The organism is Salipiger sp. PrR007 (genome assembly GCF_010499845.1).
Lineage (GTDB): Bacteria > Pseudomonadota > Alphaproteobacteria > Rhodobacterales > Rhodobacteraceae > Salipiger > Salipiger pacificus_A.
This window is the reverse complement of record NZ_JAAGOZ010000083.1, coordinates 38,285-63,244: the sequence shown is the minus strand read 5'-3', so window position 1 is coordinate 63,244 and position 24,960 is coordinate 38,285. Positions and strand designations below refer to the sequence as shown.

The following is a 24,960-nucleotide window of genomic DNA, read 5'->3' as shown; positions in this document are numbered from 1 at the left end:
CTGGCTTCGGCTCGCGCTCAAACCCACTCCACATCTCCGAGGAAGATATAGCCCGCGCCATAGATAGTTTTGATCAGGCGCGGGTTCTTCGGATCTTCGCGAAGCTTCGTGCGCAGCCGCGAGATGCGCACATCCATGGCCCGGTCGAAACTCTCGCCCGCCGCGCCGCCGAGGCTCTCTTGCATGTGCGCGCGGGTGATCAGCCGTTTCGGGCTTTCCAGAAATAGCCGGAGCACTTCTCCCTCTGCATGGGAGAAAGGGGTTTCCTGCGCCTCGGCATCTTCCAGCGCGTAGCGGTCGAAATGCGCGGTCCATCCGGCGAAACGGGCGGTCTCGCCGCGCGAGGGCGCGGCGCGTGGGCCGCGCAGCCGGGCGCGGACCCGCGCCACCACCTCGGCCGGATCGAAAGGTTTGATGATGTAGTCATCCGCGCCCAGCTCCAGCCCGGTCACCCGATCCTGCACCTGGGCGCGCCCCGAGACGATGATCACCACCGCCCCCTGTTCCAGCGCCAGCCGGTGCACAAGACTCAGGCCGTCGCGATCCGGCAGGCTCAGATCGACCAGGCAGACGTCGGGCGTGGCGCGCTTCAGCGCCGCCTCGAACTCGGTAGCGCGCGCAAAGGCCATGGTGCGGAAACCGGCCTCGGTCAGCGCCTCCGACAGGATCGCGCGGATTGCAGGCTCGTCGTCGAGGATTGAGATCAGCGGCGCGCTCATGTCTCCGCCCCGCTCAGGAAGGTGGCGAGCTGGCCTTGGGTGAAGGGCTTGGCGATCACCGGGGCCGCGGCCTCGGCGGCGGCGCGGCGCGGATCGCCTGGCGGCAGCGAGGTCATCAACCGCACGTCGAGCCCGGGGAGGGCGGTGGGCAGGGCCGAGCCGGGCGCGTCGCCCTCGAGCATCAGGTCCGACAGCACCAGCTCGAGCGGCAGTCCCTCGGCCAGCGCGCAGGCCTCGGCGACCGAGCTCGCCTCGACCACCGCGTGACCGAGGCCGGTGAGCATGTCGCGGAGCTGGGCGCGCAGCTCGGTGTCATCCTCGACCAGCAGTGCCAGCCCGCGCGGACGGTCCTGCGCAAGCGGCGCGCGGCGCAGCGGCAGGCGCAGGGTGACCCTGGCGCCTGGTCCGGTGTTGCCGATCTTGATCGTCCCGCCTGCCAGCTTGACCATGTCGTAGACCATCGCCAGCCCCAGCCCCGTTCCGGAGCCGCCCTTGGTGGTGAAGAAGGGATCGAGCCCGTGTTTCAGCGCCTCGGGCGAGAACCCCGGGCCACTGTCACTCACCGCCAGTTCCAGCCAGGTGTCCTTGACGGTGCGCATCTCGATTCGGATCCGCCCGCCCGCCGCGCCGCAGGCGTCCCGCGCGTTGAGCACGAGGTTCAGCGCGGCATCCTGCAGCAGCCCGAGGTCGAGCAGGAAGGCGCCCTCTGGTGCGGGCGAGATCTCCAGCGTGACGTTCTCTGGCAAGGTCGGACCCGTCAGCACCTGCAGGTCGCGCAGGAAGTCCGCGGGCGATACGGGCTCGGGAGTCCAGGCGCGGTGCGAGGTGATCCCGGCGATCCGGTCCAGCAGATCGCCGCCGCGCCGCGCCGCCTGCAGCGTGCCCGCCGCCAGGTCCGCGGCCTCGGGCGGCAGCTCCATGCGCGCCAATTTCGATTGCATGCCGAGGATGATGGTCAGAAGGTTGGAAAAGTCATGCGCCAGCCCCGAGGTGAGCTGCGACGCCAGCTCGCGCCGCCGGGCGTGCTGCAGGGCGGCGCGGGCCTGCGTCTCTTCGGTCACGTCGAGCGAGAGAATATAGACCCCGCGCTCCGCTGGATCGGGCGTGAAGACAGCGCGTATGCGTCGCGATGAGCCGTCGTCGGTGAATTCGAAGATGCTCTGCGCACCCTCGAGCGCGCGCTCGAGATGCGGGCGCACCTTGGCGTAGGCCGGCCCCAGGGCCTCGGAAATATGCAGCCCGGTGATCTCCGAGGGTCGCCCCGGCATCACCTGCGACAAGCGGCGGTTGGAATAGGTGTAGCGCCCCGAGGCATCCACCCGGGCGATATGGGCGGGCATCATCTCGGTGGTGAGGCGGGTGCGCGCTTCCATCTCGGTCAGCTCGCGTCGCGCCTCTTCCAGTGCCGCATTGGTGGCCGCGAGCTGGCGGTTGCTGGCCGCCAGCGCCTCGGAGCGGCGGATCACCTCTTCGGACAGCAGCTCGGAGCGGGTGCGCAGCAGCGCCTCCTGCGCCTTCACGGCGGTGATGTCGGTATAAACCGTGACCCAGCCGCCCTGCGGCAGCGGTGCCCCTTCGACCGAGATGGTCCGGCCGTTCGCGCGCGTGCGCTCCATATAGTGCGGGGCAAAGGCGCGGGCCTGCTCGACCCGCGCCCGGATGAAATCCTCGGGATCGTCCACCGTGCCATATTCGCCCGCGCTCACGAGGTGGCGGATGGTGTCCTCGAAGCAGGCGCCGGGCCGTGTGAGCCGCTCGGGCAGGTCGAACATCTGCGCGAAGGGGCGGTTGCAGACAGCCAGCTTCAGCTCGCGATCATAGATCGAGAGCGCCTGCTGGATCAGGTTCAGCCCTGCCTGTGTGAGCGCGTCCTTGTCCATGAAATCTCCTCCAACCCAAGGGCTAGCACCCTGCCGCCGCCGAGAGAAGCGCGCCGCGACGTCGCAGGCTGCGCCGGCGTTTCTTCCGGGTGAAAATATCGATGGGCGTCGGAGAAAGGCAAAAGGCAGCGGTCCAGCTCCGCGCTCTGTGGCGCGTTACAATTCGTTAGATTCGGGCAAAGATCACGAAAACATTGACCGTCAGGCTGGCCGAACCCCTTAATGGGGCTGACTCGCGAAACAGCGCGTCACAGGCCGCGGAGGAGGTGGCCTGTGACGTCCGGGAGACGACAAGATCCCGGGAGCCTAGGGAGGAGACACTTTGGCTTACATGTCCGAGGGCGCGGCTGGTCTGCGCTCCGTTCCGGCCTTGTTGCAGCGCAATGCATCGCGCTTCGCAGGCAGGCCCGCCTATCGGGAGAAGGAATTCGGTATCTGGCAGAGCTGGAGCTGGGCCGAGACGCAGGAGGAGATCGAGGCCTTTGCGCTGGGTCTGCTGAACCTCGGCGTGGCGCCGGGCGACCACGTGGCGGTCATCGGGCGCAACCGTCCGACGCTCTACTGGTCGATGGTCGCGGCGCAGATGGCCGGGGCCGTGCCGGTGCCGCTCTACCAGGACGCGGTCGCCGAAGAGATGGAATACGTGCTGCAGCACTGCGGCGCGCGGTTCGTCATCGCCGCCGACCAGGAACAGGTCGACAAGGTCATCGAGATCCAAGACGACCTGAAGCAGTTCGAGCACATGATCTACGTCGACCCGCGCGGCATGCGGAAATACGACCACCGCGCCCTGCACGACTACGCCCACGTGCAGGCGCAGGGCCGCGCCGCCCGGGACGAGCTGATCGGCGAGCTCGAGCGCCGCCGCGATGGCTTGGGCTACGACGACACCTGCGTGATGCTGTACACCTCGGGCACCACCGGCAAGCCCAAGGGCGTGGTGCTGTCGAACCGCAATATCATCGAGACCGCCAAGTCTTCGTCCGAATTCGACCACCTGACCCCCGGCGAGGAGGTTCTGGCCTACCTGCCGATGGCCTGGGTCGGCGATTTCATCTTCTCGATCGGGCAGGCCTATTGGAACGGGTTCTGCGTGAACTGCCCCGAGTCCGCCGAAACGATGATGACCGACCTGCGCGAGATCGCGCCAAGCTATTATTTTGCGCCGCCAAGGGTTTTCGAAACGCAGCTCACGCAGATCATGATCCGGATGGAGGATGCGGGCTCGATCAAGCGCAAGCTCTTCCACCACTTCCTGAGCCACGCCAAGGTGGTCGGGCCGAAGATCCTCGACGGCAAGCCGGTGGGTCCGATGGAGCGTCTGAAGTATGCGCTTGGCGAGTTCATGGTCTACGGGCCGCTGAAAAACACGCTTGGCTTCAGCCGGGTCCGCGTCGGCTACACCGCGGGCGAGGCGATCGGGCCCGAGATCTTCGATTTCTACCGGGCGCTGGGGATCAACCTCAAGCAGCTCTACGGCCAGACCGAGGCCTCGGTCTTCATCACCCAGCAGCCCGACAACGAGGTGCGCCCCGACACCGTCGGCGTGCCATCGCCCGGCGTCGAGATCCGCATCGCCGAGAGCGGCGAGGTCTTCTACCGCTCGCCCGGTGTCTTCGTCGAATACTACCAGAATCCCGACAGTACCGCGGGCACCAAGGACGCCGAGGGCTGGGTCGCCACCGGCGACGCGGGCTTCATCGAGAAGGCGACGGGCCACCTGCGCATCATCGATCGGGCGAAGGACGTGGGCAAAATGGCGGGTGGCGCGCTTTTCGCGCCCAAGTACGTCGAGAACAAGCTGAAGTTCTACCCCAACATCCTCGAGGCTGTGGTCTTCGGCAATGGCCGCGATCGCTGCACTGCCTTCATCAACATCGACCTCACCGCGGTGGGCAACTGGGCCGAGCGCAACAATATCGCCTATGCCTCCTACCAGGAGCTGGCCGGGCATCCGCAGGTGCTCGACACGATCCAGCGCCATGTCGAGGAGGTGAACGCCTCGATTGCACAGGACGAGATGCTCTCGGGCTGCCAGATCCACCGCTTCCTTGTGCTGCACAAGGAACTGGACGCTGACGACGGCGAGCTCACACGCACCCGCAAGGTGCGCCGCAATATCATCGCCGAGAAATTCGCCGATCTGCTGACCGCCCTCTATGACGGCTCGGAGAGCATCTACACCGAGACCGAGGTCACCTACGAGGACGGGCGCAAGGGGCGGATCAAGGCGACGCTGGCGATCCGCGATGCGCAGGTGGTGCCGGTGGCACCGATCAAGGTGGCAGCGGAATGATGGACGGGTCGGACCAGCGTGTTTGGGGGAACAATGAAAGGCAGGATGCCGTGAAGGATGCCAGCAAGGACGGGGGCTATGTCACCGAGGACGGGCGGCAGATCGGCGGCGTGCTGATGGAGCTGCGGAATATCACGCTCAAGTTCGGTGGGGTCGTCGCGATCAAGGACATCTCCTTCGACATCCGCGAGGGCGAGATCCGGGCGATCATCGGCCCGAACGGGGCGGGCAAGTCCTCGATGCTCAACATCATCTCGGGCTTCTACACGCCGTCGGAGGGCGAGCTGTGGTACAAGGGTTCGAAACGCCCGCCGATGAAGCCCTACGAGGTGGCGCGGCTCGGCGTGGCGCGGACGTTCCAGAACATCGCGCTCTTCGAGGGGATGACGGTGCTCGACAACGTCATGACCGGACGGCTGACCCACATGAAAGCGGGCATTGCCAGTCAGGCGATCTGGTGGGGCAAGGCGCGGGACGAGGAAATCGCCAACCGCGAGATCGTCGAGAAGGTCATTGATTTCCTTGAAATCCAGAACATCCGCAAGACGCCGGTTGGGCGGCTGCCCTACGGCCTGAAGAAGCGGGTGGAACTGGCGCGGGCGCTGGCCGCAGAGCCGTCGCTGCTGCTGCTCGACGAGCCGATGGCGGGGATGAACGTCGAGGAGAAGGAGGACATGAGCCGTTTCATCCTCGACGTGAACGACGAGTTCGGCACCACCATCTGCCTGATCGAGCACGACATGGGCGTGGTCATGGATCTGTCGGACCGGGTGGTGGTCATGGACTACGGCAAGAAGATCGGTGACGGGCCTCCCGAGGAGGTGCGGCAAAACCAGGACGTGATCGACGCCTATCTCGGCGTGGCGCATTGAAGGAGCAGGCGACATGCTGAACGACATCTTCATCCAGCCCTTCGTGGATATGTTCTCCGCGCCGGACTTCCTGCTGCAGGTGCTCTGGGAGGGGCTCGTCTCGGGCATCCTCTACGCGCTGATCGCACTTGGTTTCGTGCTGATCTTCCGCTCGAGCCGGATCTTCAACTTCGCGCAGGGGATCATGGTGGTCTTTGCCGCGCTGACGCTCGTCGGGCTGCACGCGATGGGGGTGCCTGCCTGGATCAGCGTGGGGCTGACGCTGGCGGTGATGTTCGTCCTCGCGGTCACCATCGAGCGGGTCGTGCTGCGGCCGCTGGTCGGCCAGCCCGACATCATCCTCTTCATGGCCACCATCGGCATCACGCTCTTTCTGATCGGCTTCGGCGAGATCATCTTCGGCGGAGAGAACAAGGTGATGATCACCGAGGAGCTGGGCATCCCGACCGACTCGGTGGTGCTGGAACCCTGGGGCGGGCTGCTGATCCTCGAACAGAAAGACATCACGGCGGTCGTCGTGGCGGGGCTTCTGGTGGTCGCGCTGCTGCTGTTCCTCGGCAAGACCCGCATGGGCCGCGCCATCCGCGCGCTTGGCGACGACCATCAGGCGGCGCTTTCGGTGGGCATCTCGCTGCAGACGATCTGGGTGCTGGTCTGGTTCATCGCGGGCATCATCGCGCTGGTCACCGGCATCGCCTGGGGCGCCCGGGCCGGGGTGAGCTTCGCGCTGGAAGTCATTGCTTACAAAGCGCTTCCGGTGCTGATGCTGGGTGGTCTCGAGAGCATCACCGGGGCAATCATCGGCGGGCTGATGATCGGGATGCTCGAAAAGCTCTTCGAGATCTACTGGGGCCAGCCGCTGATGGGCGGCAATACCGAGACCTGGTTCGCCTTTGTGCTGGCGCTGATCGTGCTGCTGTTCCGCCCGCAGGGGCTGTTCGGAGAGCGCATCATCGAAAGGGTCTAGACAGTCTCCCGGCGGCGCTCCGCAGCGCCGGGAGAAGCTGAAAGCGGATGCGCTCCCGTGGGATGCAGGTGCGCGTCGACAAAACCAAAGGGGAGAACGCAATGGCAAAACTCGTGGCGATCCTGAACGTGGTGGCCTGGGCGGGCTTCTGGGCCTTCGGCTACCTCGCGCTGTCCGGCACCGAGGGGCACGTGCTGCCGGCGTTGCTGCTGGCGGCGGCGGGCGCCGGGGTGGGGCTCAAAGCCTGGTTCTGGCTGGTGCGTCACTCGGAGGCGACCGGCTACGCCGTGCCGCCGAAGCGCGCCTACCCGGAAGAGACGCACGGGCCCGCCTGAGGGCGTCCCGGCAGAGACACGAGGACCGCGTGATCGGGGAAGAGGAGCCCCGGACCCGCGGCCGGACCTGAAGGAGCGGCGCAGCGGCGCCGGGAGAGGGAGAAACCGATGCTCTATCGCACGGCGGGGCAATTCAAGACGAGCTACAAGTCGGACATGGCGCTGTTCCCGGTCCGCCAGGACGCGGTGCTGCTGATGGTGATCCTCGGCTTTGCCTGGGTGGTCTTTCCGCTCACGGCCAGCGAGTTCGCCTTCCAGACATTGCTGATCCCTATCCTGATCTACGCGCTGGCGGCGCAGGGGCTGAACATTTTGACCGGCTACGCCGGGCAGCTGTCGCTGGGCACCGCGGCCTTCATGGGGGTCGGCGCCTATGCCTGCTACAAGCTGGTGACGCTATTTCCATGGATGAACCCGATCATCGCCATCCTGCTGTCGGGCTTCTTCAGCGCTGGCGTGGGCGTCGCCTTCGGCATTCCTTCTTTGCGGATCAAGGGGTTTTACCTCGCAATTGCCACGCTGGCGGCGCAGTTCTTCCTGGTCTGGCTGTTCGAGAAATGGGGCTGGCTCTACAACTACAACGCCTCGGGTGCGATCCAGGTGCCGAACCTCGACATGTTCGGGCTTTACGTCGCCGGCCCGCAAGCCAGCTCGATCACCCAGTACTACGTGGTGCTGGCGGTGGTCACGCTGATGACCGTGCTCTGCATCAACCTCACCCGCGGCACGCTGGGGCGCAGCTGGAAGGCGACGCGCGACATGGACATCGCCGCTGAGCTCATCGGCATCAACCTGATGCGTTCGAAGCTGACAGCCTTTGCGGTCTCGTCCTACGTGGTGGGCGTGGCGGGCGCGCTCTTCGTCTTCATGTGGCGCGGCGCGGCCGAGCCCAACCTCTTCGACATTCCGCTGAGCTTCCGTATCCTCTTCATCGCCATCATCGGCGGGCTGGGATCGATCCTCGGCAACTACCTGGGCGCGATCCTCATCGTCGGCCTGCCGGTCGTGCTCGGCACGGTGCCGCAGGCGCTGGGGCTGCCGATCAGCTCGGCCACGGTCGAGCATCTCAACATCATGATCGTCGGCGCGCTCATCGTCTTTTTCCTGATCATCGAGCCGCACGGGCTCGCGCGTCTCTGGGCGCTGATCCGGGAGAAGCTGATCATCTGGCCCTTCCCGCACTGAGGAGACGCGGGCCGGGCTTTCCATATCATCGAAGATCTCAGGGAGGAGACAGGATGAAAACGTTGACCAGACTTGCGGGGGCCGCGGCGCTTGGTGCCCTGATGGCCGGGAGTGCCATGGCCGAGGGGCTTTACGCGCCGAACCTCGCCTATCGGACCGGGCCTTTCGCGGCGACCGGCATCCCGCTGATGAACGGGCAGAAGGACTACATGGAGCTGATGAACGCGCGCGACGGCGGCATCGGCGGCATCGCCATCGACTTCGACGAATGCGAGACCGGTTATTCCACCGAAAAGGGCGTCGAGTGCTACGAGAAGACCAAGGGCAAGGCGATCGTGACCCAGCCCTGGTCCACCGGCATCACCCTGCAGGTGCTGCCCAAGACCAACGTGGACGAGATCCCGATCCTCGCCCCGGGCTACGGCTTCTCGCCGATGGCCGACGGCAAGGTGTTCCAATGGGCCTTCAACACGCCGCTGAGCTACTGGGACGGCGCCTCGATCCTGATCCGCTACCTGGGCGAGCAGGGCGACCTCAGCGGCAAGAAGATCGCCTTCCTGCATCTCGATCACCCCTTCGGCAAGGAGCCGCTGCCCTATCTCGAGGCGGCCGCAGAGGCGCAGGGCTTCGAGCTGGTGCCGATCCCCGTGGGTCTCAAGGAAATGCAGAACCAGTCGGCGCAATGGCTGCAAATCCGCCGCGAGCGCCCGGACTACGTGATCATGTGGGGCTGGGGCGCGATGAACGCCGGGGCAATCACCGAGGCCGTGAAGACCAAGTTCCCGATGGAGAACATGCTGGGCGTCTGGTGGGCCGGGCATGACGCCGACCTCAAGATCGTCGGCGAGGACGGCAAGGGCTACAAGTCCGTCAGCTGGTCGTTCCCCAATCCCGAGGCGCCGATCATGGCCGACCTGCAGAAATACGTGGTCGAGCCGGGCAACACCCAGAGCAACGCCGAAGAGATGTCGGGCGTCTTCTACTCGCGCGGTCTGGTCATCTCGATGATCCTCGGCGAGGGCATCCGGGTGGCGCAGGAGCACGCGGGCAAACCCGAGATCACGCCGGCGGACCTGCGCTGGGGGCTCGAGAACCTCGACATCACCGAGGAGCGGCTCGAGGAACTGGGCATGGCCGGCATGGTGCCGCCGTTCAGCACCTCCTGCGACAACCACACGGGCCACTCGGGTGGCTGGATTCTCGAATGGGACGGCGAGAAATTCGTCAAGGCGTCTGACCTGATCATGCCCGACAGCGACATGATCACCCCGCTCGAGCAAAAGGCGGCAATGGAATACGCCGACGCCAACCAGCCCTGGCCGGTGAACGAAGAGTGCGGCGGCTGAGCTGACACCTCCGGCGGCGGCGCGGGTGTCGCCGCCGGATTTCGCGGATTTGGGAAGAGAAGAAGATGCTGGACGGAGTGCGAAGCGATCAGACCTCGGCCCGCGACGGCGCGGCGCGCGACAGGCTGCTCGAGGTCAACAATATCGAGGTGATCTACAACCACGTGATCCTCGTTCTCAAGGGCGTGTCGCTCTCGGTGCCGCAGGGCGGGATCACCGCGCTTCTGGGCGGCAACGGCGCGGGGAAGACCACCACGCTGAAGGCGATCTCGAACCTGCTGCAGTCCGAACGCGGCGAGGTGACCAAGGGCACGATCTCCTATCGCGGCGAGCGGGTGCAGGACCTCGACCCGGCGGCGCTGGTCAAGCGCGGGGTGATCCAGGTGATGGAGGGGCGGCATTGCTTCGAGCACCTGACGGTCGAGGAAAACCTGATGACCGGCGCCTTTACACGGCGCGACGGGAAAGCCGCCGTGTTGCGCGATCTCGAGATGGTCTACGACTATTTCCCGCGGCTCAAGGAGCGGCGGAAGTCGCAGGCCGGCTACACCTCGGGAGGCGAGCAGCAGATGTGCGCCATCGGCCGTGCCCTGATGTCGCGCCCAGAGATGGTGCTGCTGGACGAGCCCTCGATGGGGCTGGCGCCGCAGCTGGTCGAGCAGATCTTCGAGATCGTGAAAGCGGTCAACGAGGGCGAGGGCGTCTCCTTCCTGCTGGCCGAGCAGAACACCAACGTGGCGCTGCGCTACGCGCATTACGGCTACATCCTCGAGAACGGCCGGGTGGTGATGGACGGGCCGGCGCAGGCGCTGCGCGAGAACCCGGACGTGAAGGAATTCTACCTCGGCGTGTCTGACGAGGGGCGCAAGTCGTTCCGCGACGTGCGCTCCTACCGCCGCCGCAAACGGTGGCTGGCGTGAATGCGTGCCTTCCTCGCGCTGCCTTTGCCCGAGCCGCTGATCCCGCCGCTGCTGGCGGTGCAGGAGGCTCTGCCGGTGGGGCGCGCGGTGCCCGAGGAGAACCTGCATGTGACGCTGGCCTTCCTCGGCGAGGTGGCGGAGGCGGAGCTGCGGGAGCTGCACCTCGAGCTGGAGGGGCAGGCGCTGCCGGGGTGCTGGTTGCGGGTGACCGGGCTCGAGAGTTTCGGCGGGCGTGCGACCCGGCTATTGGCAGCGGAGATCGCGTGCGAGCCGGGGCTGGTCGCCCTGCAAGGGCGCGTCGTGCGGGCCTGCCGGGCGGCGGGCATCGAACTCGAGCGGCGGCGGTTCCGGCCGCATGTGACACTGACGCGCTTCGGTGCGGGGCTGCGCGGCGAGGCGCTGGCGCGGTTTGAACGGGCGGTGGCGGGGCAGGTTGCGCTCGCCACCGGGGCAGAGGCGGCAGAGGAGCTGCGGCTCGTCGCTTCGACGCTGACCCCCGAGGGGGCCATCTACGAGACATTGGCGGCCTATGCGCTGCCACTCCCGCCCGGTGCTGCCGGCGACGGGGCAGGTTAGGACTGGGCTGGAAGGGAGGCTCGGATGAGCGGTTACTACGACGATCTGGAGACGCGCAGCGCGGCGGAGCGCGCCGCGGCGCTGGCCGAGGCGCTGCCCGAGCAGATCGCCCGGGCGCAGGCGCTGCCGGGCTATGCGGAGCTGCTGGCGGGGGTGGATGCGGCAAGCGTCACCACCCGCGAGGCGCTCGCGGCCTTGCCGGTGCTGCGCAAGTCCGACCTCGGCCGCGCGCAGAAGGGCGCTGCGCCCTTCGGCGGGTTCACCACGCGGCCCGTGTCGGGCTTTGCGCATGTCTTCCAGTCGCCGGGGCCGATCTACGAGCCGGGTGGCATCGCGCACGACTGGTGGCGGCTCGGGCGCTTCCTGCATGCGGCGGGCATCGGCACGGGCGACATCGTGCAGAACTGCTTCGGCTATCACCTGACCCCCGCCGGGATGATCTTTGAAAGCGGGGCTCGGGCGGTCGGCGCGGCGGTGCTGCCCGCCGGCACCGGCCAGACCGAGCTGCAGGTGCAGGCGGCAGCGGACGTGGGGGTCACCGCCTACGCGGGCACGCCGGACTATCTGAAGATCATCCTCGACAAGGCTGAGGCCATGGGCGTGGAGCTCGGGATCACCAAGGCGGCGGTCTCGGGTGGGGCGCTCTTCCCCTCGCTGCGGGACTTCTACGCCGCGCGCGGTATCGCCTGCCTGCAGTGCTATGCCACGGCCGATCTGGGCCTCATCGCCTACGAGACGCCGAGCATGGAGGGGATGATCGTCGACGAGCGGGTGATCGTCGAGATCGTCACCCCCGGCACCGGCGATCCCGTAGCCGAGGGCGAGGTCGGCGAGGTGGTGGTGACCACGCTCAACCCCGACTACCCGCTGATCCGCTTCGCCACCGGCGACATGTCGGCGGTGCTGCCGGGGGTGAGCCCCTGCGGACGCTCCAACATGCGCATTAAGGGCTGGATGGGACGCGCCGACCAGACCACGAAGATCAAGGGCATGTTCGTGCGCCCCGAGCAGGTGGCGGCTCTGGTCGCGCGCCATGCGGAGATTGGCCGGGCTCGGGTCGTCGCCAGCCGCGAGGGCGAAATGGACGTGATGACCGTGCGGATCGAGACCTCGGGGCAGGGCGGCGCGCCCGATGCCGGAGCCTTCGAGGCCAGCGTGACGGAGCTGCTGAAACTCAAGGGCAAGGTCGAGCTGGTGGCGCCCGGCGGGCTGCCTCGCGACGGCGTGGTGATCGAGGACGCGCGTAGCTACGAGTGACGGGGCCGCGCGCCTCGAGGCAGTCGGCCGCTCAGCGCAGCAGCGACGAGTAGAGAAGCAGGCCCCAAGGCTCCAGCGCCTTGTGGACCTGCGCCCAGCCGGTGCCGAAGGTGATCGGGTCGAACCTTGCGGCTTGCGCGATATCGCTCAGGCTGCGGCGACCGTCGACGCCAGCAAGCAGCGGCGCGGTGCCCTTGGGCAGCGTCAGCGTGGCCTGGACCCCACCTATCTTCACCGGCAGCGGACGGCCCTGCGCCACGGCCTTCGCAAGCGCCGCGCGCTGCACGCCACGCAGGTGCGGCACCAGCTTGCGGTCAGAGGGGGCGGCCCTGGTGTCCTCTGCCGCCGCGGGCACGGCATAGGCGGTGTGCATCCGGATGGTGCCGCGCAGCTTTTCCGCGGTGGCCATCTGGGTTGCCGCGTCCATCCCTTCGGGAACCTCGGTGATCTGAGCCAGATCGTAGAGCGCGGGCGTGGTGAAGCCGGCCAGCCGCCAGCCGGTCTGCGCGAGTGTCTGCAGAAGCTCGGGGACGGCGTAGCTGCGGTCCTGCCCGTGCAGCAGCAAATCGTAGAACCCGGCATCCGAGGCGTGGTGATCGCCGAGATTGCGGTTGGCGGCAAACGGATGTCCCTCGGGCAGATCGGCCACGAGCCGCTGCGCGCGGGCAAGGCGCTCTTGCGGCGCCAGCCCCTCGAAGAGCGCGCCGAATGCCTCCTGCAGCGGGTAGACGCCGGAGCGACCATAGGGCGCGTAGACCATGAAGCCGAGACCACCCCCGGGGGCGAGGGCGGCGCGCAGGGCGGCAAAGCCCGCCTTGGGGTCGGGCAGGTGGTGCAGCACGCCGCAGCAGTCGATGTAGTCGAAACTGCCGTAGTCCGCGGCGTCGAGCAGGCTGGCGGTGTGAAAGGTGATACCGCTGAGGCCGCGGACCTTGGCCCGCGCCTCGGCCACCCCGCGCGAGGCGGTCGAGAGGTCGAGGTAGGTGATCTTGTAGGGTTTCTTCGCCGCGGTCAGCAGAGTGGCGAGCTGGATCAGCCCGTCGCCAGTGCCGCCGCCCGCGACCAGCACCCGCAGCGGTTGCGACCAGTCGCGGCTGCCGCGCCACAGCCAGTGGTCCATCTCGAGCGGGTGCGAGGGCGAGCCTGTTATGAGCCGGGTGGTCTCGTCCTTCGGGTCACGCTCGGGATAGGGGTAGCTCTCGTACTGTTCCTTGACCGTGACCATGCGCTCTCCCTTTCCGTGCGGACGTTCTGGCACGGCAGGGCAGATAGGCCAAGCCTCAGCGTGACTTGCGGGCGATCTCGAGCTTTGTTTCGAGCAGCGCCATGTCCTTTATGAGACGGCGGCGCTGGTCCCGGTCGGAGGTTTCGCGCAGCGCCTCGCGCAGGGTTGCGAGCTCGCGGGTGAGCGCCACCGCCTGCGGCACGGCGCCATTGTCCTTGAGAATGCGGGTCAGCACCGCGTTTTCCGGATCGTCGCACTCGGGCAGCGGCTTTCCCGCCCCGGGCAGGTTCTCAAAGGCGCCCTCGGCTTCGGCCTTGGCGATGCGGGCATTGATCAGGTCGATGAGCGGGTGATCCATGGTGGGGATATGCGTGCGCAAAGAGAGGTGAGCGGAATGGAGGCAAGCATAGCGCGGCGACCGGCGCGGAGAAAGGGGGGCGACTGGCCCCGCTCCGCGCCGGTGCGGCCCTGGGCTATTTCTCAGGGCTTTTTCTTCATCGCGTCCAGCAGCGCCGCGCCGAGCGCGCCTTGACCGCCGCCCTTGCCACCTTTCGGCGCGGCGCTCATCGGCCCGCGCGGGGCGTTGCCGCCGCGGCCTCCGCCTGCGCCGCTTTTGCCGCGCGGGCCCTTGTCGGGGGCGCCGCGCCGCTCCTGCGCGGCCTCGCGGCCCGCGCCGTCCTTGCGCATCGAAAGGCCGATGCGCTTGCGCGGCACATCGACCTCGGTCACCCGCACCTTCACCACGTCGCCGGCCTTCACCACCTCATGCGGGTCCTTGACGAAGCGGTCGGCGAGCTGGCTGACGTGCACCAGCCCGTCCTGATGCACCCCGATGTCGACAAAGGCACCGAAGGCGGCAACATTGGTCACCGTGCCTTCGAGTATCATGCCGGGGCGCAGGTCGGTGATCTCTTCCACGCCATCGGTGAAGCTGGCGGTGACGAAATCGGGTCGCGGGTCGCGGCCGGGCTTTTCCAGTTCCGACAGGATGTCTCGCACCGTGGGCAGGCCGAAGGCACCATCGACGAACTCCTCGGCGCGCAGGCCCTTGAGCGCCTGCGGCTGGCCCATGATCTGCCGTATGTCGCGGCCACAGGCGGCGACGATCTTGCGCGCCACGCCGTAGGCTTCGGGGTGCACAGAGGAGGCATCGAGCGGCTCGGCCCCGTCGCGGATGCGTAGGAATCCGGCGCATTGCTCGAAGGCCTTCGGCCCCAGCCCCGCCACCTTCAGCAGTGCCTTGCGCGAAGAGAAAGCGCCGGTGCTGTCGCGGTGGCTGACGATGGATTGCGCCAGCGACGGGCCGAGGCCCGCCACATGGGCGAGCAACGGCGCCGAGGCCGTATTGAGATCGACCCCCACGGCGTTCACCGCATCCTCGACCACTGCCTCGAGCGACTGCGCCAGTTTGCGCTGGTCGACGTCGTGCTGGTACTGGCCGACGCCGATGCTTTGGGGTTCGATCTTCACCAGTTCGGCCAGCGGGTCCTGCAGGCGGCGGGCGATCGACACGGCACCCCGCAGCGAGACGTCGAGGTCGGGGAACTCCTTCGCTGCGGTCTCAGAGGCCGAATAGACCGAGGCGCCGGCCTCGGAGACCACCACCTTGGTCGGCTTTTTCACGCTCGCGGGCAGCAGTTTCAGCACGTCGCCCACCAGCCGTTCGGTCTCGCGGCTGGCGGTGCCGTTGCCGATGGCGATGAGCTCGATCTTGTGACGCGAGATCAGCTCCATGAGCGCGGCGGTGGCACCGCGCGTGTCGTTCTTCGGCTGGAAGGGATAGATCGTTGCGGTGTCGAGCAGCTTGCCGGTGGCGTCCACCACGGCGCATTTCACCCCGGTGCGGATGCCGGGATCGAGGCCCAGCGTCGCCTTCGACCCGGCGGGGGCGGCGAGCAGCAGGTCCTTGAGGTTGCGGGCAAAGACGTTGATCGCCTCTTCATGGGCGCGGCGGCGCAGCTCGGTCATCAGGTCGACATACATGGAAAGGCTCAGCTTCACGCGCCATGTCCAGTCGGCAACCCCGCGCAGCCATTGATCGCCCGGCGTGTTGCCGCGAATGCCGATGGCGCTTGCCACGATGTCCTCGCCGCGGCGGGTCGAGACCTCGGGGTCGGGCGCGATGTCGACAGTGACCACCTCTTCCTTCGAGGCGCGCAGGATCGCCAGCGCGCGGTGCGAGGGGATATCGGCCCATTTCTCGCGGTGGTCGAAATAGTCGGAGAACTTGGCGCCCTCCTGCTCCTTGCCGGGCGCGACCTTGGCCGAGATGAAGGCCTCGGCACGCATGAACTCGCGCAGGCTGCCGAGGAGAGCGGCGTTCTCGGTCAGCTCCTCGCCGAGGATGTCCCGGGCGCCTTCCAGCGCGGCCTTCGCGTCGGCGACGTTTTCCCCGAGATATGCCTCGGCCAGCTTGGCAGGATCGGCGGTACGGTCGCTCTCGATGGCCCGGAGCAGCGGCTCGAGCCCGTTCTCGCGGGCGATCATTGCCCGGGTGCGGCGCTTGGGCTTGTAGGGCAGGTAAATGTCCTCGAGCGTGGCCTTGGTCTCGGCCCCGGCGATGGATTTCTCGAGCGCGTCGGTGAGCTTGCCCTGCTCCTTGATCGACTCGCGGATGGCTTTTCGGCGGCTTTCGAGCTCGCGCAGGTAGGTGAGGCGCTCGGCGAGATTGCGCAGCTGGGTGTCGTCGAGCCCGCCGGTGACTTCCTTGCGGTAACGCGCCACGAAAGGCACCGTGGCGCCGCCGTCGAGCAGCTCCACCGCCGCCGTCACCTGCTTTGGACTGGCCTGGATTTCCCGGGCGATGGTGCTGGCGATACGGGTCTGGGTGTCCACGGGGGCGGTCTCCTTTGGGTCTTCGGGAAGGCCGGTGTAGCCCCGCCGCGCGGCTGCGCCAAGAGGCCGCGTTGGGGGCGGCTGATCCTTGCGCGAAAGGGCCGGGTGCAACGTGAGCGGGGCGGGCGCCTGCCCGGCGCCTCCGGCTTGATTCCGGGCGGGTGACGCGATGCGTCTAGTGCACCGACCTTGCCCGCCCCGCCAGCCAGCGCTCGTAGTCGCGCTGCGCGCTCTCCAGCGTCTCGACGTTCAGCGTGCGAGTTGTGAAGGCGCGCGACAGCGCCTTCACCCGCTTGTTGAGCGCCGGGCCAATGTCCTCGCCGTCCACACCGAGCTTATCGTAGAGCGACAGCAGCCGGTTCTGCACGGTGCGCAAGGACATGCCGCGTCGCTCGGCGATGAGCTTGTCCTGCAGCCCCAGTGCCAGATCCAGCAGCACCGCGTATTCGCTGTCGTCGAGCGCGTTGCGCGGCGAGGCACTGCGGCGCTGCAGACGGTGGATCTCGCGGTCCACCATGATCTGGCCCTCAAGCAGCACCGCGCGCAGCGCAAGCTTCAGCCGCTCGCGGGTGGCGGTCTTGAGCACGTAGCCATAGGCGCTGTCCTCGGGCACGATGCGGGAGATGCCGCGCAGGTAGGCCTCGTCGGAGTAATTCGACCAGAAGAGGATGCGCGTGCCCGGCCGCTCGGCCCAGATCGCGCGGGCCGCCTCGATGCCGTTGCGGCCATCCATCTGCAGGTCCATCACCACCGCCTCGATGCGGGCGGCGCGGGCCTCGGCCTCGCCCGCCGCCCCGTCGGTGGCGTGCAGCATTTCGGTCACCTCGGGCAGGGCCTCGGCGAGGGCGTCCTGGAGGTAGGAGGCGTGGAACTGGTCATCCTCGACAAGCAGGACTTTCATCGGGGCAGGACTTTCATGCGGACTGGTCTTTCATGCGGAGGTTTCGGGAAGGGTGACGGTGACGCGGGTGCCCGCATCCGCCACGATTTCGAGATCCGCGCCGATCAGGTGGGCGCGGGTGCGCAGGTGCGACAGGCCCGAGCGGCGGCCGATCTCTGGGTCGATACCGATGCCGTCGTCGCTGATGCAGATGCGCAGACGGTTCTGCGGCTCGGAGCTGACGGTGACGAGAATGCGCCGCGCGCCGGCGTGGCGGGCGGCGTTGTTGATCGCCTCCTGCGCGATACGGAAGAGCGCCGTGCGCTCGGTGGGGCCGAGACGGTCGGGGGCGCCATCTGTCTCGTCCTCGACATCCACCTCGACGGCCTCGGCGCCGACGGCGCGTTCAAGATGCACCCGGACCGCGTGGGCGAAGCCGAAAAGATCGAGCAGGGTGGGGACGGCGGTGTCGATCAGCGCGCGCAGGTCGTCGATCGTGTCGGTCACGCGTTCGGCCAACAGGTCGCGGTCGAGCGGCGCCTCGCCGGTCAGCTCGCGCAGGATGCGGGTGAGGTCGGCGAGCGTCTGGTCGTGCAGGTCCATGCCGATGCGTTGGCGCTCCTGCTCCAGAGTCTGGGTTAGCTCCAGCGCGCCCTGCCGCAGCCCCTCGGCCTGTTCCTGCGCGCGGGCGCGCATCTGCGCCGCCTGGCTGGCCTTGGCCGCACCGTGCAGCGCGTGGAACCAAGGCGCGAGCAGATCCGCCAGCGCCTGCGCCACAGGCACCTGCTCGGGGCCGTAGAACCCCTCTGTGCCATGCGAGAAATTGAGCGTGCCGGTGACCCGGCCCATGACCCGCAGCGGCACGTTGATCCGCGCGCGCAGCCGGTGGTTCAGGATCGGCTCGCAGCAGGCGCCGGGGAAGGTCTGCTGCGGATCCTCCATGGCATTGGCCGAGAGCATCGCGGCGCTGCGCCCCTGCAGCACGTCGCGCACCGGCGAATATTGCACGCGGGTGCGGCGCTGCGACCAGCGCGTCTCGATCCCCGCCTCGAAGCTCACCACCCAGCCGGGCGTGTCGTGCAGGCAGATGTCGACATGGCTGAAGGGCAACACGGTCGCTATCTCGGGCGCGACGGCGGTGAGCGCCGAGCCGATCTCGACCTCGCTCGAGAGCCGCGCGGACATCCGCTTGAAGGCCTCGGCAAAGACGCCGGCGGCGCCGGGCTGCACGCCCGAAGGCGCGCGGCGCGCGGGTACGGCCGCGGCCGTCTGCGGTGAACTCATGATCCCTCCCCACGCGCCTCCTCTTGCGCGTCTCCGCAAGATGGCTTGTCTTGGTGAAGAAGAAAACACCCTTTCCCGCAGTTGAGGTGCGGAAACCCGCAAGTGATCTGCGGGGGGCACACTTTACGTGCGGCCTCGGTCACGGCAGCATGCGAGTGCCCGTGGAGGACGGGCGTCCAGTGAACGTCCGGAATAGGGCGGTGGGAGGGAATATGACCAAGACAATGATGCTGCTCGGCGCGGCGGGGCTTGCCATGGCGGCAGGCGGCGCGTTCGCCGACACCTCGGGCAAGCGCATCGCGCTGTCCAACAACTACGCGGGCAACTCGTGGCGGCAGGCCATGCTGCAGACCTTCGAGGAGGTCGGCGCCAAGGCGGTCGAGGAGGGCGTGGTCGCTGCGGCGGATGCCTATACGACCTCCGAGAACCAGGCCACGGAGCAGGCCGCGCAGATCCAGAACATGATCCTGCAGGGCTATGACGCGATCATCCTGAACGCGGCCTCGCCGACGGCTCTGAACGGCGCCGTGGAGGAAGCCTGCAACGCGGGCGTCACCGTGGTCAGCTTCGACGGGATCGTCACCGCGCCTTGCGCCTGGCGCATCGCGGTGGACTTCAAGGCGATGGGCAAGGAACAGGTGGACTACCTTGCTTCCCGTCTGCCCGAGGGCGGCAACCTGCTGGAGATCCGGGGCCTTGCCGGCGTCTTCGTCGATGACGAGATCCACGCGGGCATCGAGGAAGGCGTGAGCGAGAACGACCAGTTCGAGATCGTCGGCTCGGTGCACGGGGACTGGGCGCAAGACGTGGCGCAAAAGGCCGTGGCGGGCGTGCTGCCTTCACTGCCCGACGTGGTTGGCGTGGTGACCCAGGGCGGCGACGGCTACGGCGCGGCGCAGGCCTTCAAGGCCGCCGGCCGCGACACCCCGCTGATCGTGCTCGGCAACCGCCAGGACGAGATGCAATGGTGGGCCGACCAGCGCGACGCCAACGGCTATGAGACGCTCTCGCTGTCGATCGCGCCGGGCGTGGCCTCGCTGGCCTTCTGGGTGGCGCAGCAGATCCTCGACGGGGCCGAGGTGCCCAAGGATCTGACCGTGCCCTTCCTGAAGGTGACGCAGGACACGCTGGACGAGGCGCTGGAGAGCACGCCCGAGGGGTCTGTCGCCAATACCGTCTATTCGCTCGACGACGCCAAGGGCGTGATCTCCGAGGCGATGTAATCCAGCATGAGTACCGCAGCCCACGCGGCTGCGCCGATCGTCGCCCTGACAGAGGCCGCCAAGCATTTCGGTCCGGTCAGGGCGCTCGACGGCGTGAGCCTGTCCATCTCTCCCGGCGACTGCCTCGGCCTCGTCGGCCACAACGGCGCCGGGAAATCCACGCTTGTGAACGTGGTCAATGGCGGGCTCGCGCCCTCCGCCGGTTCCGTCGACTTCCCGGCCTCCGGCGCGGCGACCGCGCTTGCCGCGGGGGTGCGCTCGGTGTTCCAGGAGCTCTCGCTCTGCCCAAACCTGACGGTGGCCGAAAACCTGCGCATCTCGCATTCCGCGCTCAAGGGCATGAACTGGCGCGCCGCCGCGCGGGCCGAGATCCGCGCCGCGCTGGATGAGGTCTTTCCGGGCCATGGCATCGACGCCGACGCCGCGGTTGACACGCTCAGCATCGCCGAGCGGCAGATGGTCGAGATCGCCATCGGATTTGCGCCGCGCGGGACCGAGGCGCGGCTGGTGATCCTAGATGAGCCGACCTCGTCGCTCGATGCTGGGATCGCCGAACAGCTGCTGAGCCATATCAAGCGGTTCTGCGCGGGCGGAGGCGCGGTGATCTTCATCTCGCACATGCTGGGCGAGATCTTCGAGGTCGCCACCCGCATCATCGTGATGAAGGACGGCAAGGTGGTGGCCGAACGCCCGGCGAGGGACTTCACCCGGCAGGGGCTTGTCGACGCCATGGGCCATGTGGCGAGCGAGGCCGCAGCGGCGCAGGCCACGCGCGTGCAGGGCGAGGAAGTGCTGCATACCCCCGAGGGCCTGCGCGCCCGCAAGGGCGAGATTGTCGGCCTTTCTGGGCTCGCGGGCCACGGGCAGGCCGAGGCGCTGGCCCGGCTCTACCTCGGGGCCACCTCGTCGTGGCGCAGCCCGCGCGCGGCGGGGATGGTGTTTGTCGCCGGGGACCGGGGCCGGGACGGCGTGCTGCCGCTCTGGTCCATTCTGCGCAATGCCTCGATCTCGATCCTGCCGCAGATCGCGCGGCGGGGCATGGTCGACCGGAGCCGTGAGGCCGAGATCGTCGCCGAGTGGAAGAAACGCATCGGCATCCGCACCGATGACGTGACCAACCCCATCCTGTCGCTCTCGGGCGGCAACCAGCAAAAGGTGCTCTTCGCCCGCGCGCTCGCCTCCTCCGCCCCGGTGGTGGTGATGGACGATCCGATGCGCGGGGTCGACGTGGGCACCAAACAGGACGTCTATGCCATGATCCGCGCCGAGGCCGCCCGGGGCCGCACCTTCCTGTGGTATTCCACCGAGACAGAAGAGGTCTGCCAATGCGACCGGGTCTTCGTGTTCCGCGATGGCGAGATCTCTGCCGAGCTGACCGGCGATCAGATCACCGAGGAGCGTATCCTCGAGGCCTCCTTCGAGATGGAAGGGGCGTGACGTGAAGCTCTTCGCGAAATACCGGATTCTGCTGCCCGTGGTCTCGCTGGCGGTGCTGCTGGCGGCGACCTTCTACATGCAGCCGCGGGCGATGAGCTACTTCGGCATCAACCTGCTGTTCAACCTCGCGGTGCCGATCGCGCTGGCGACCATCGCGCAGATGATGATCATCATGGTCAACGACATCGACCTGTCGCTCGGGGCCTTCGTCTCGCTGGTGGCCTGCGTGACGGCGACCTTCCTCAACGACAGTCCCATGCTCGGCGTGCTGATCCTGCTGGCGCTGGTGCTGTGCTACGCCGCTCTTGGTGCGGTGATCCATGCGCTCGATCTGCCGGCCATTGTTGTGACGCTGGGGATGTCCTTCGTCTGGGGCGGGCTGGCTCTCTTCATCCTGCCCAGCCCCGGCGGCGAGAGCCCGGGCTGGCTGCGCACCCTGATGACCGTCAAGCCGCCCTACATTCCCATGGCCGTCTGCGCCGCGGTGCTCATCGCCCTGGTGACCCATCTCGTGGTGATCCGCTCCGGCATCGGCACCGTGCTGCGCGGCGTCGGGGGCAATGCCCGTTCGGTCGAGCGCGCCGGCTGGCCGGTGGTGCGGCTCAAGGCGCTGGCCTATGGCCTTGCGGGGCTCTTCGGGGTCTTTGCGGGCATGGCGCTGGTGGGGCTCACCACCTCGGCGGATGCCAATATCGCGCTGCGCTACACGCTGCTCAGCATCGCGGGGGTGATCCTCGGCGGCGGCGAGTTCACCGGAGGCAAGGTGAGCCCGGTGGGCGCGGTGATCGGTGCGCTGACGCTGACGCTCGCGGCCTCCTTCCTGAGCTTCCTGCGGCTCTCGCCCGATTGGCAGATCGGCGCGCAGGGGGCGATCCTGATCCTAGTCCTGACGGCGCGGCTGCTCTTCACCCGCCGCGACGCGCAGGCATGAGGAGGCGCGCATGAAACTGATACAGAAACCCTGGCTCTGGTCCTGGGTCGCCGCCGCCGCTGCCTTCGCGCTCACCGTGGCACTGACCGAGGGGCGCGGCGCCGGAGAGCTCGCCTATGCCGCGCTCAGCTTTGGCGCCTTTGCGGCCATCGTCGGGCTTGGCCAGATGCTGGTGATCACGCTCGGTCCGGGCAACGTGGATCTGTCGATCCCGGCCACCATGACGCTCTCAGGCACCTTGGCGCTGAAGGCCATGGGGTCTGATCCCGGCACAGCGTGGATGGGGCTGGGGGTGGCGATCCTCGTCGGCCTTGGCACAGGGCTGGCCAATTTCGCGCTGATCTACCTGCTGCGACTGCCGCCCATCATCGCCACGCTCGCCGCCTCGCTCGTCTACCAGTCGCTGGCGATCTGGTCGAACCGGGGCCTGCGCATCAAGCCGCCCGCCGGGCTGGCCGACTTCGCCACGGGCCGCAGCTTCGGGATCCCCAACGTGGCGCTGGTGGGGCTTGGCCTGTCGATCCTGATCTGGCTGCTGCTCGAACGCTCGGTCTGGGGGCGCTGGCTGCTTGCCTCGGGGCAGAACCTGCGCGCCGCGCGGCTCGCCGGCGTGCCGGTCGAGGCGGTGCGGGCGGCCACCTATGTCGCGGTCACCGTCTTTGCCGCCATCGCCGGCTACCTGCTGGCGAGCTTCTCGGGCGGCGCGGCGCTCAACATGGGGGCCGAGTATCTTCTGATGTCGATCGCCGTGGTGGTCATCGGCGGCACCTCGATCGCCGGGGGCATGTCCAACGTGCCCGGCGTCTGGGGTGCCTCGCTTTTCATGTTCCTCGTCGTCTCCATGCTCAACTCCTATGGCGCGGGCGCCGGGGTGCGCATGGTGCTGACCGGTCTCATCATCATCGGCATCGTCATTGCCGCCAGCACGAGGAGGGTCCAGAGATGATCCGCACACCCGAGCATCTGGAAATCCATGACGAAAGGTTCCGCAGCCTCGTGCACCCGATGGGCAAACTCGAGCAGCTCTGCACCGGCTTCACCTGGACCGAAGGGCCGGTCTGGTTCGGCGATCGGAACGCGCTGATCTTCTCCGAAATCCCTTCGCAGACGCTGTACCAGTGGACCGAAGGGCAGGGGCTCAGCGTCTACCGCGCGCAAAGCCAGTTCAACAACGGCAATACGCGAGATCCCTGGGGACGGCTGGTGGGATGTCGGCACGGCACGCGGGACGTGGTGCGGACCGAATACGATGGGTCGCTGACCGTGCTGGCCGCCGAGCACGACGGAAAGCGGCTCAACTCGCCCAACGACGTGGTGGCAAGCTCTGACGGCGCCGTGTGGTTCACCGATCCCACATACGGCATCATCTCCAATTTCGAGGGCAACCGCGCCGAGCCGGAGCAACCCGCCCGCCACGTCTTCCGCATCCCGCCGGAGGGTGGCGCGCCGGTGCCGGTGATCTCGGATTTTGCCCAGCCGAACGGGCTCTGCTTCTCGCCGGACGAGTCGATCCTCTACGTCGCTGAGAGCGGATCGAGCCATGACGACACCGTGCCCCCGGTCATCCGCAAGTACGCCGTCGACGGCGACGCGCTTACACCGCTGGGAGATTTCGCCACGCTCGATTGCGGCTTGCCGGACGGGATGCGCTGCGATGCGCTCGGCAACCTCTGGTCGTCCGCCGGGGACGGGGTGCATTGCTTTGCCTCGGACGGCACGCTGCTGGGCAAGATCCTCGTGCCCGAGGTGGTGGCCAACCTCTGCTTCGGAGGGCCGGACGGTCAGCGCATGTATATCACCGCGACCAGTTCGGTGTACCGCGTCTTCGTCGACGTGAAGGGCGCGGAGCCCTGGACCCGCAGCGGCCGCTGACGGCAAGCGGCAAAAAAGGGGCGCGCGGGTTCCCGCCTGCGAGTCAAGAAGCTGTGTCTGTATCCGATGGAACACGCGTCGGGACCTTGCCGTTGCATATCCAGACGCGCCGATTGCGGCGCCGGAATGAAGACAGATGCAAGGAGGCACGCCATGACTGCCATCGACAAAGCCAAGATCCTGATCATTGCCACCAACGGTTTCGAACAGTCCGAACTGGAGTTTCCCCGCGACCAGCTGCGCGTGAAGGGCGCGGAGGTCCATGTCGCCACGCTGGATGGCAAGGCGATCAAGGGCTGGGAGGGCTCTGATTGGGGCCGCGAGGCCGAGGCGGATGCCAAGGTCTCGGAGATCAACTCGCATGACTACGATGCGCTGGTGATCCCGGGCGGACAGATCAACCCCGATCTGCTGCGGGTCGAGCCCGCGGTGATCAACTTGGTGAAGGATTTCCACAATGAAGGCAAGGTGATCGCCGCCGTATGCCACGGACCCTGGGTGCTGGTCGAGGCGGGTATCGTCAAGGGCCGCGAGGTGACCTCGTACCACTCGATCAAGACCGACGTCATCAACGCAGGCGGCACCTGGGTGGACGAGCCCGTGGCCTGTGACAAGGGCATCGTCACCAGCCGCAAGCCGGACGACCTCAAGGATTTCGTGGCCAAGATCGTCGAGGAAATCGAGGAAGGTCAGCACAACCGTACGGCCGCATAACCTTCCGTGGTGGCCTTGCGAAGACTGGCCGCGCCGGGCAACCGGCGCGGCTTTTTGACGTATCAAGCCGAGCCCTCGAAGACGCAGAGCCCTGTCGGCGTCCCCTGGCGGTCGAGCCATGCCACACCCGAGGCGCCTCGCTCGCGGCTCACGCGCGAGAGTGCGCTTGTGGCGCATCAACGCGGGCGCAAGAGACGGGTGGGGGC

The 24,960-nt window shown here is 67.5% G+C and carries 22 protein-coding genes; 15 read left to right on the top strand and 7 right to left on the bottom strand.

Annotation, left to right across the window (positions count from 1 at the left end; all coding sequences use genetic code 11):
- Positions 1–17 precede the first annotated feature (17 nt).
- Both G0Q01_RS23790 and G0Q01_RS23785 read right to left on the bottom strand, forming a co-directional pair.
- Entirely contained in the window at positions 18–719 is a 702-nt protein-coding gene (locus G0Q01_RS23790; protein WP_108969089.1) for a response regulator transcription factor, read from the bottom strand.
- On the bottom strand, positions 716–2,599 hold the full coding sequence (locus tag G0Q01_RS23785) for a PAS-domain containing protein (RefSeq protein ID WP_164189168.1): 1,884 nt from the start codon (positions 2,597–2,599) through the stop codon (positions 716–718). Before G0Q01_RS23785 ends, G0Q01_RS23790 begins: the two co-directional genes overlap by 4 nt.
- A 331-nt stretch (positions 2,600–2,930) precedes the next feature.
- Here G0Q01_RS23785 and G0Q01_RS23780 point away from each other — a divergent pair, with 331 nt between their 5' ends.
- The 9 genes from G0Q01_RS23780 (at position 2,931) to G0Q01_RS23740 (ending at position 12,353) form a co-directional block, all read left to right on the top strand.
- Positions 2,931–4,895, top strand: a complete 1,965-nt coding sequence (locus G0Q01_RS23780) for an AMP-binding protein (protein WP_164189358.1) — start codon at positions 2,931–2,933, stop codon at positions 4,893–4,895.
- A 116-nt stretch (positions 4,896–5,011) separates the two neighbouring features.
- Positions 5,012–5,767, top strand: coding sequence for an ABC transporter ATP-binding protein (locus G0Q01_RS23775; protein WP_370457144.1), 756 nt, complete (start codon positions 5,012–5,014; stop codon positions 5,765–5,767).
- Between the two features lie 13 nt (positions 5,768–5,780).
- Positions 5,781–6,734 carry a branched-chain amino acid ABC transporter permease gene (locus G0Q01_RS23770; protein ID WP_108969094.1) on the top strand — a complete coding sequence of 318 codons (954 nt, stop codon included), beginning with the start codon at positions 5,781–5,783 and terminating at the stop codon, positions 6,732–6,734.
- A gap of 101 nt (positions 6,735–6,835) precedes the next feature.
- On the top strand, positions 6,836–7,069 hold the full coding sequence (locus tag G0Q01_RS23765; protein ID WP_164189166.1) for a hypothetical protein: 234 nt from the start codon (positions 6,836–6,838) through the stop codon (positions 7,067–7,069).
- A 108-nt stretch (positions 7,070–7,177) separates the two neighbouring features.
- Positions 7,178–8,254: a branched-chain amino acid ABC transporter permease gene (locus G0Q01_RS23760; protein WP_108969096.1), complete on the top strand. Its 1,077-nt coding sequence runs from the start codon at positions 7,178–7,180 to the stop codon at positions 8,252–8,254.
- A 53-nt stretch (positions 8,255–8,307) separates the two neighbouring features.
- Positions 8,308–9,600: an ABC transporter substrate-binding protein gene (locus G0Q01_RS23755; RefSeq protein WP_164189164.1), complete on the top strand. Its 1,293-nt coding sequence runs from the start codon at positions 8,308–8,310 to the stop codon at positions 9,598–9,600.
- A 65-nt stretch (positions 9,601–9,665) separates the two neighbouring features.
- On the top strand, positions 9,666–10,520 hold the full coding sequence (locus tag G0Q01_RS23750; protein ID WP_108969896.1) for an ABC transporter ATP-binding protein: 855 nt from the start codon (positions 9,666–9,668) through the stop codon (positions 10,518–10,520).
- Positions 10,521–11,096, top strand: coding sequence for an RNA 2',3'-cyclic phosphodiesterase (gene thpR / locus G0Q01_RS23745; protein ID WP_164189162.1), 576 nt, complete (start codon positions 10,521–10,523; stop codon positions 11,094–11,096).
- Positions 11,097–11,120: 24 nt separating this feature from the next.
- Positions 11,121–12,353 carry a phenylacetate--CoA ligase family protein gene (locus tag G0Q01_RS23740; protein WP_164189160.1) on the top strand — a complete coding sequence of 411 codons (1,233 nt, stop codon included), beginning with the start codon at positions 11,121–11,123 and terminating at the stop codon, positions 12,351–12,353.
- 31 nt (positions 12,354–12,384) lie between these two features.
- On the opposite strand, the gene G0Q01_RS23735 is transcribed toward G0Q01_RS23740, so the two are convergent.
- From G0Q01_RS23735 to G0Q01_RS23715, 5 genes are all read right to left on the bottom strand, one after another.
- Positions 12,385–13,578 (bottom strand): bifunctional 2-polyprenyl-6-hydroxyphenol methylase/3-demethylubiquinol 3-O-methyltransferase UbiG, encoded by a 1,194-nt coding sequence (locus G0Q01_RS23735; RefSeq protein ID WP_164189158.1) that lies wholly within the window; start codon positions 13,576–13,578, stop codon positions 12,385–12,387.
- Positions 13,579–13,633: 55 nt separating this feature from the next.
- Positions 13,634–13,936: a DUF1992 domain-containing protein gene (locus G0Q01_RS23730; protein WP_164189156.1), complete on the bottom strand. Its 303-nt coding sequence runs from the start codon at positions 13,934–13,936 to the stop codon at positions 13,634–13,636.
- 122 nt (positions 13,937–14,058) lie between these two features.
- Entirely contained in the window at positions 14,059–16,413 is a 2,355-nt protein-coding gene (locus G0Q01_RS23725) for a Tex family protein (protein WP_164189154.1), read from the bottom strand.
- A gap of 175 nt (positions 16,414–16,588) precedes the next feature.
- A complete protein-coding gene (locus tag G0Q01_RS23720) occupies positions 16,589–17,314 on the bottom strand; it encodes a response regulator (RefSeq protein ID WP_108969109.1) in 726 nt (241 codons plus the stop codon).
- A gap of 30 nt (positions 17,315–17,344) precedes the next feature.
- On the bottom strand, positions 17,345–18,577 hold the full coding sequence (locus G0Q01_RS23715; RefSeq protein WP_164189152.1) for an ATP-binding protein: 1,233 nt from the start codon (positions 18,575–18,577) through the stop codon (positions 17,345–17,347).
- A gap of 212 nt (positions 18,578–18,789) precedes the next feature.
- On the opposite strand from G0Q01_RS23715, the gene G0Q01_RS23710 reads away from it, so the two are divergent.
- From G0Q01_RS23710 to G0Q01_RS23685, 6 genes are all read left to right on the top strand, one after another.
- A complete protein-coding gene (locus tag G0Q01_RS23710; RefSeq protein WP_108969112.1) occupies positions 18,790–19,800 on the top strand; it encodes an ABC transporter substrate-binding protein in 1,011 nt (336 codons plus the stop codon).
- A gap of 6 nt (positions 19,801–19,806) precedes the next feature.
- On the top strand, positions 19,807–21,237 hold the full coding sequence (locus tag G0Q01_RS23705; RefSeq protein WP_164189150.1) for a sugar ABC transporter ATP-binding protein: 1,431 nt from the start codon (positions 19,807–19,809) through the stop codon (positions 21,235–21,237).
- A gap of 1 nt (position 21,238) precedes the next feature.
- Positions 21,239–22,168 carry an ABC transporter permease gene (locus G0Q01_RS23700; protein ID WP_370457136.1) on the top strand — a complete coding sequence of 310 codons (930 nt, stop codon included), beginning with the start codon at positions 21,239–21,241 and terminating at the stop codon, positions 22,166–22,168.
- A gap of 10 nt (positions 22,169–22,178) precedes the next feature.
- A complete protein-coding gene (locus G0Q01_RS23695; RefSeq protein ID WP_164189148.1) occupies positions 22,179–23,114 on the top strand; it encodes an ABC transporter permease in 936 nt (311 codons plus the stop codon).
- Positions 23,111–24,040 (top strand): SMP-30/gluconolactonase/LRE family protein, encoded by a 930-nt coding sequence (locus tag G0Q01_RS23690; RefSeq protein WP_164189146.1) that lies wholly within the window; start codon positions 23,111–23,113, stop codon positions 24,038–24,040. Before G0Q01_RS23695 ends, G0Q01_RS23690 begins: the two co-directional genes overlap by 4 nt.
- 153 nt (positions 24,041–24,193) lie before the next feature.
- Positions 24,194–24,754, top strand: coding sequence for a type 1 glutamine amidotransferase domain-containing protein (locus G0Q01_RS23685; protein ID WP_164189144.1), 561 nt, complete (start codon positions 24,194–24,196; stop codon positions 24,752–24,754).
- Positions 24,755–24,960 lie beyond the last annotated feature (206 nt).

Excerpts from the sequence above, each read along its gene's own strand:
- G0Q01_RS23735 (WP_164189158.1), bottom strand. The coding sequence starts at position 13,578 with ATGGTCACGGTCAAGGAACAGTACGAGAGCTACCCCTATCCCGAGCGT.
- G0Q01_RS23710 (WP_108969112.1), top strand. The coding sequence starts at position 18,790 with ATGACCAAGACAATGATGCTGCTCGGCGCGGCGGGGCTTGCCATGGCG.
- G0Q01_RS23765 (WP_164189166.1), top strand. The coding sequence starts at position 6,836 with ATGGCAAAACTCGTGGCGATCCTGAACGTGGTGGCCTGGGCGGGCTTC.
- G0Q01_RS23695 (WP_164189148.1), top strand. The coding sequence starts at position 22,179 with ATGAAACTGATACAGAAACCCTGGCTCTGGTCCTGGGTCGCCGCCGCC.
- G0Q01_RS23785 (WP_164189168.1), bottom strand. The coding sequence starts at position 2,599 with ATGGACAAGGACGCGCTCACACAGGCAGGGCTGAACCTGATCCAGCAG.
- G0Q01_RS23790 (WP_108969089.1), bottom strand. The coding sequence starts at position 719 with ATGAGCGCGCCGCTGATCTCAATCCTCGACGACGAGCCTGCAATCCGC.
- G0Q01_RS23780 (WP_164189358.1), top strand. The coding sequence starts at position 2,931 with ATGTCCGAGGGCGCGGCTGGTCTGCGCTCCGTTCCGGCCTTGTTGCAG.
- G0Q01_RS23685 (WP_164189144.1), top strand. The coding sequence starts at position 24,194 with ATGACTGCCATCGACAAAGCCAAGATCCTGATCATTGCCACCAACGGT.
- G0Q01_RS23750 (WP_108969896.1), top strand. The coding sequence starts at position 9,666 with ATGCTGGACGGAGTGCGAAGCGATCAGACCTCGGCCCGCGACGGCGCG.
- G0Q01_RS23720 (WP_108969109.1), bottom strand. The coding sequence starts at position 17,314 with ATGAAAGTCCTGCTTGTCGAGGATGACCAGTTCCACGCCTCCTACCTC.
- G0Q01_RS23755 (WP_164189164.1), top strand. The coding sequence starts at position 8,308 with ATGAAAACGTTGACCAGACTTGCGGGGGCCGCGGCGCTTGGTGCCCTG.
- thpR (WP_164189162.1), top strand. The coding sequence starts at position 10,521 with ATGCGTGCCTTCCTCGCGCTGCCTTTGCCCGAGCCGCTGATCCCGCCG.
- G0Q01_RS23740 (WP_164189160.1), top strand. The coding sequence starts at position 11,121 with ATGAGCGGTTACTACGACGATCTGGAGACGCGCAGCGCGGCGGAGCGC.
- G0Q01_RS23730 (WP_164189156.1), bottom strand. The coding sequence starts at position 13,936 with ATGGATCACCCGCTCATCGACCTGATCAATGCCCGCATCGCCAAGGCC.
- G0Q01_RS23715 (WP_164189152.1), bottom strand. The coding sequence starts at position 18,577 with ATGAGTTCACCGCAGACGGCCGCGGCCGTACCCGCGCGCCGCGCGCCT.
- G0Q01_RS23690 (WP_164189146.1), top strand. The coding sequence starts at position 23,111 with ATGATCCGCACACCCGAGCATCTGGAAATCCATGACGAAAGGTTCCGC.
- G0Q01_RS23770 (WP_108969094.1), top strand. The coding sequence starts at position 5,781 with ATGCTGAACGACATCTTCATCCAGCCCTTCGTGGATATGTTCTCCGCG.
- G0Q01_RS23705 (WP_164189150.1), top strand. The coding sequence starts at position 19,807 with ATGAGTACCGCAGCCCACGCGGCTGCGCCGATCGTCGCCCTGACAGAG.
- G0Q01_RS23775 (WP_370457144.1), top strand. The coding sequence starts at position 5,012 with ATGGAGCTGCGGAATATCACGCTCAAGTTCGGTGGGGTCGTCGCGATC.
- G0Q01_RS23760 (WP_108969096.1), top strand. The coding sequence starts at position 7,178 with ATGCTCTATCGCACGGCGGGGCAATTCAAGACGAGCTACAAGTCGGAC.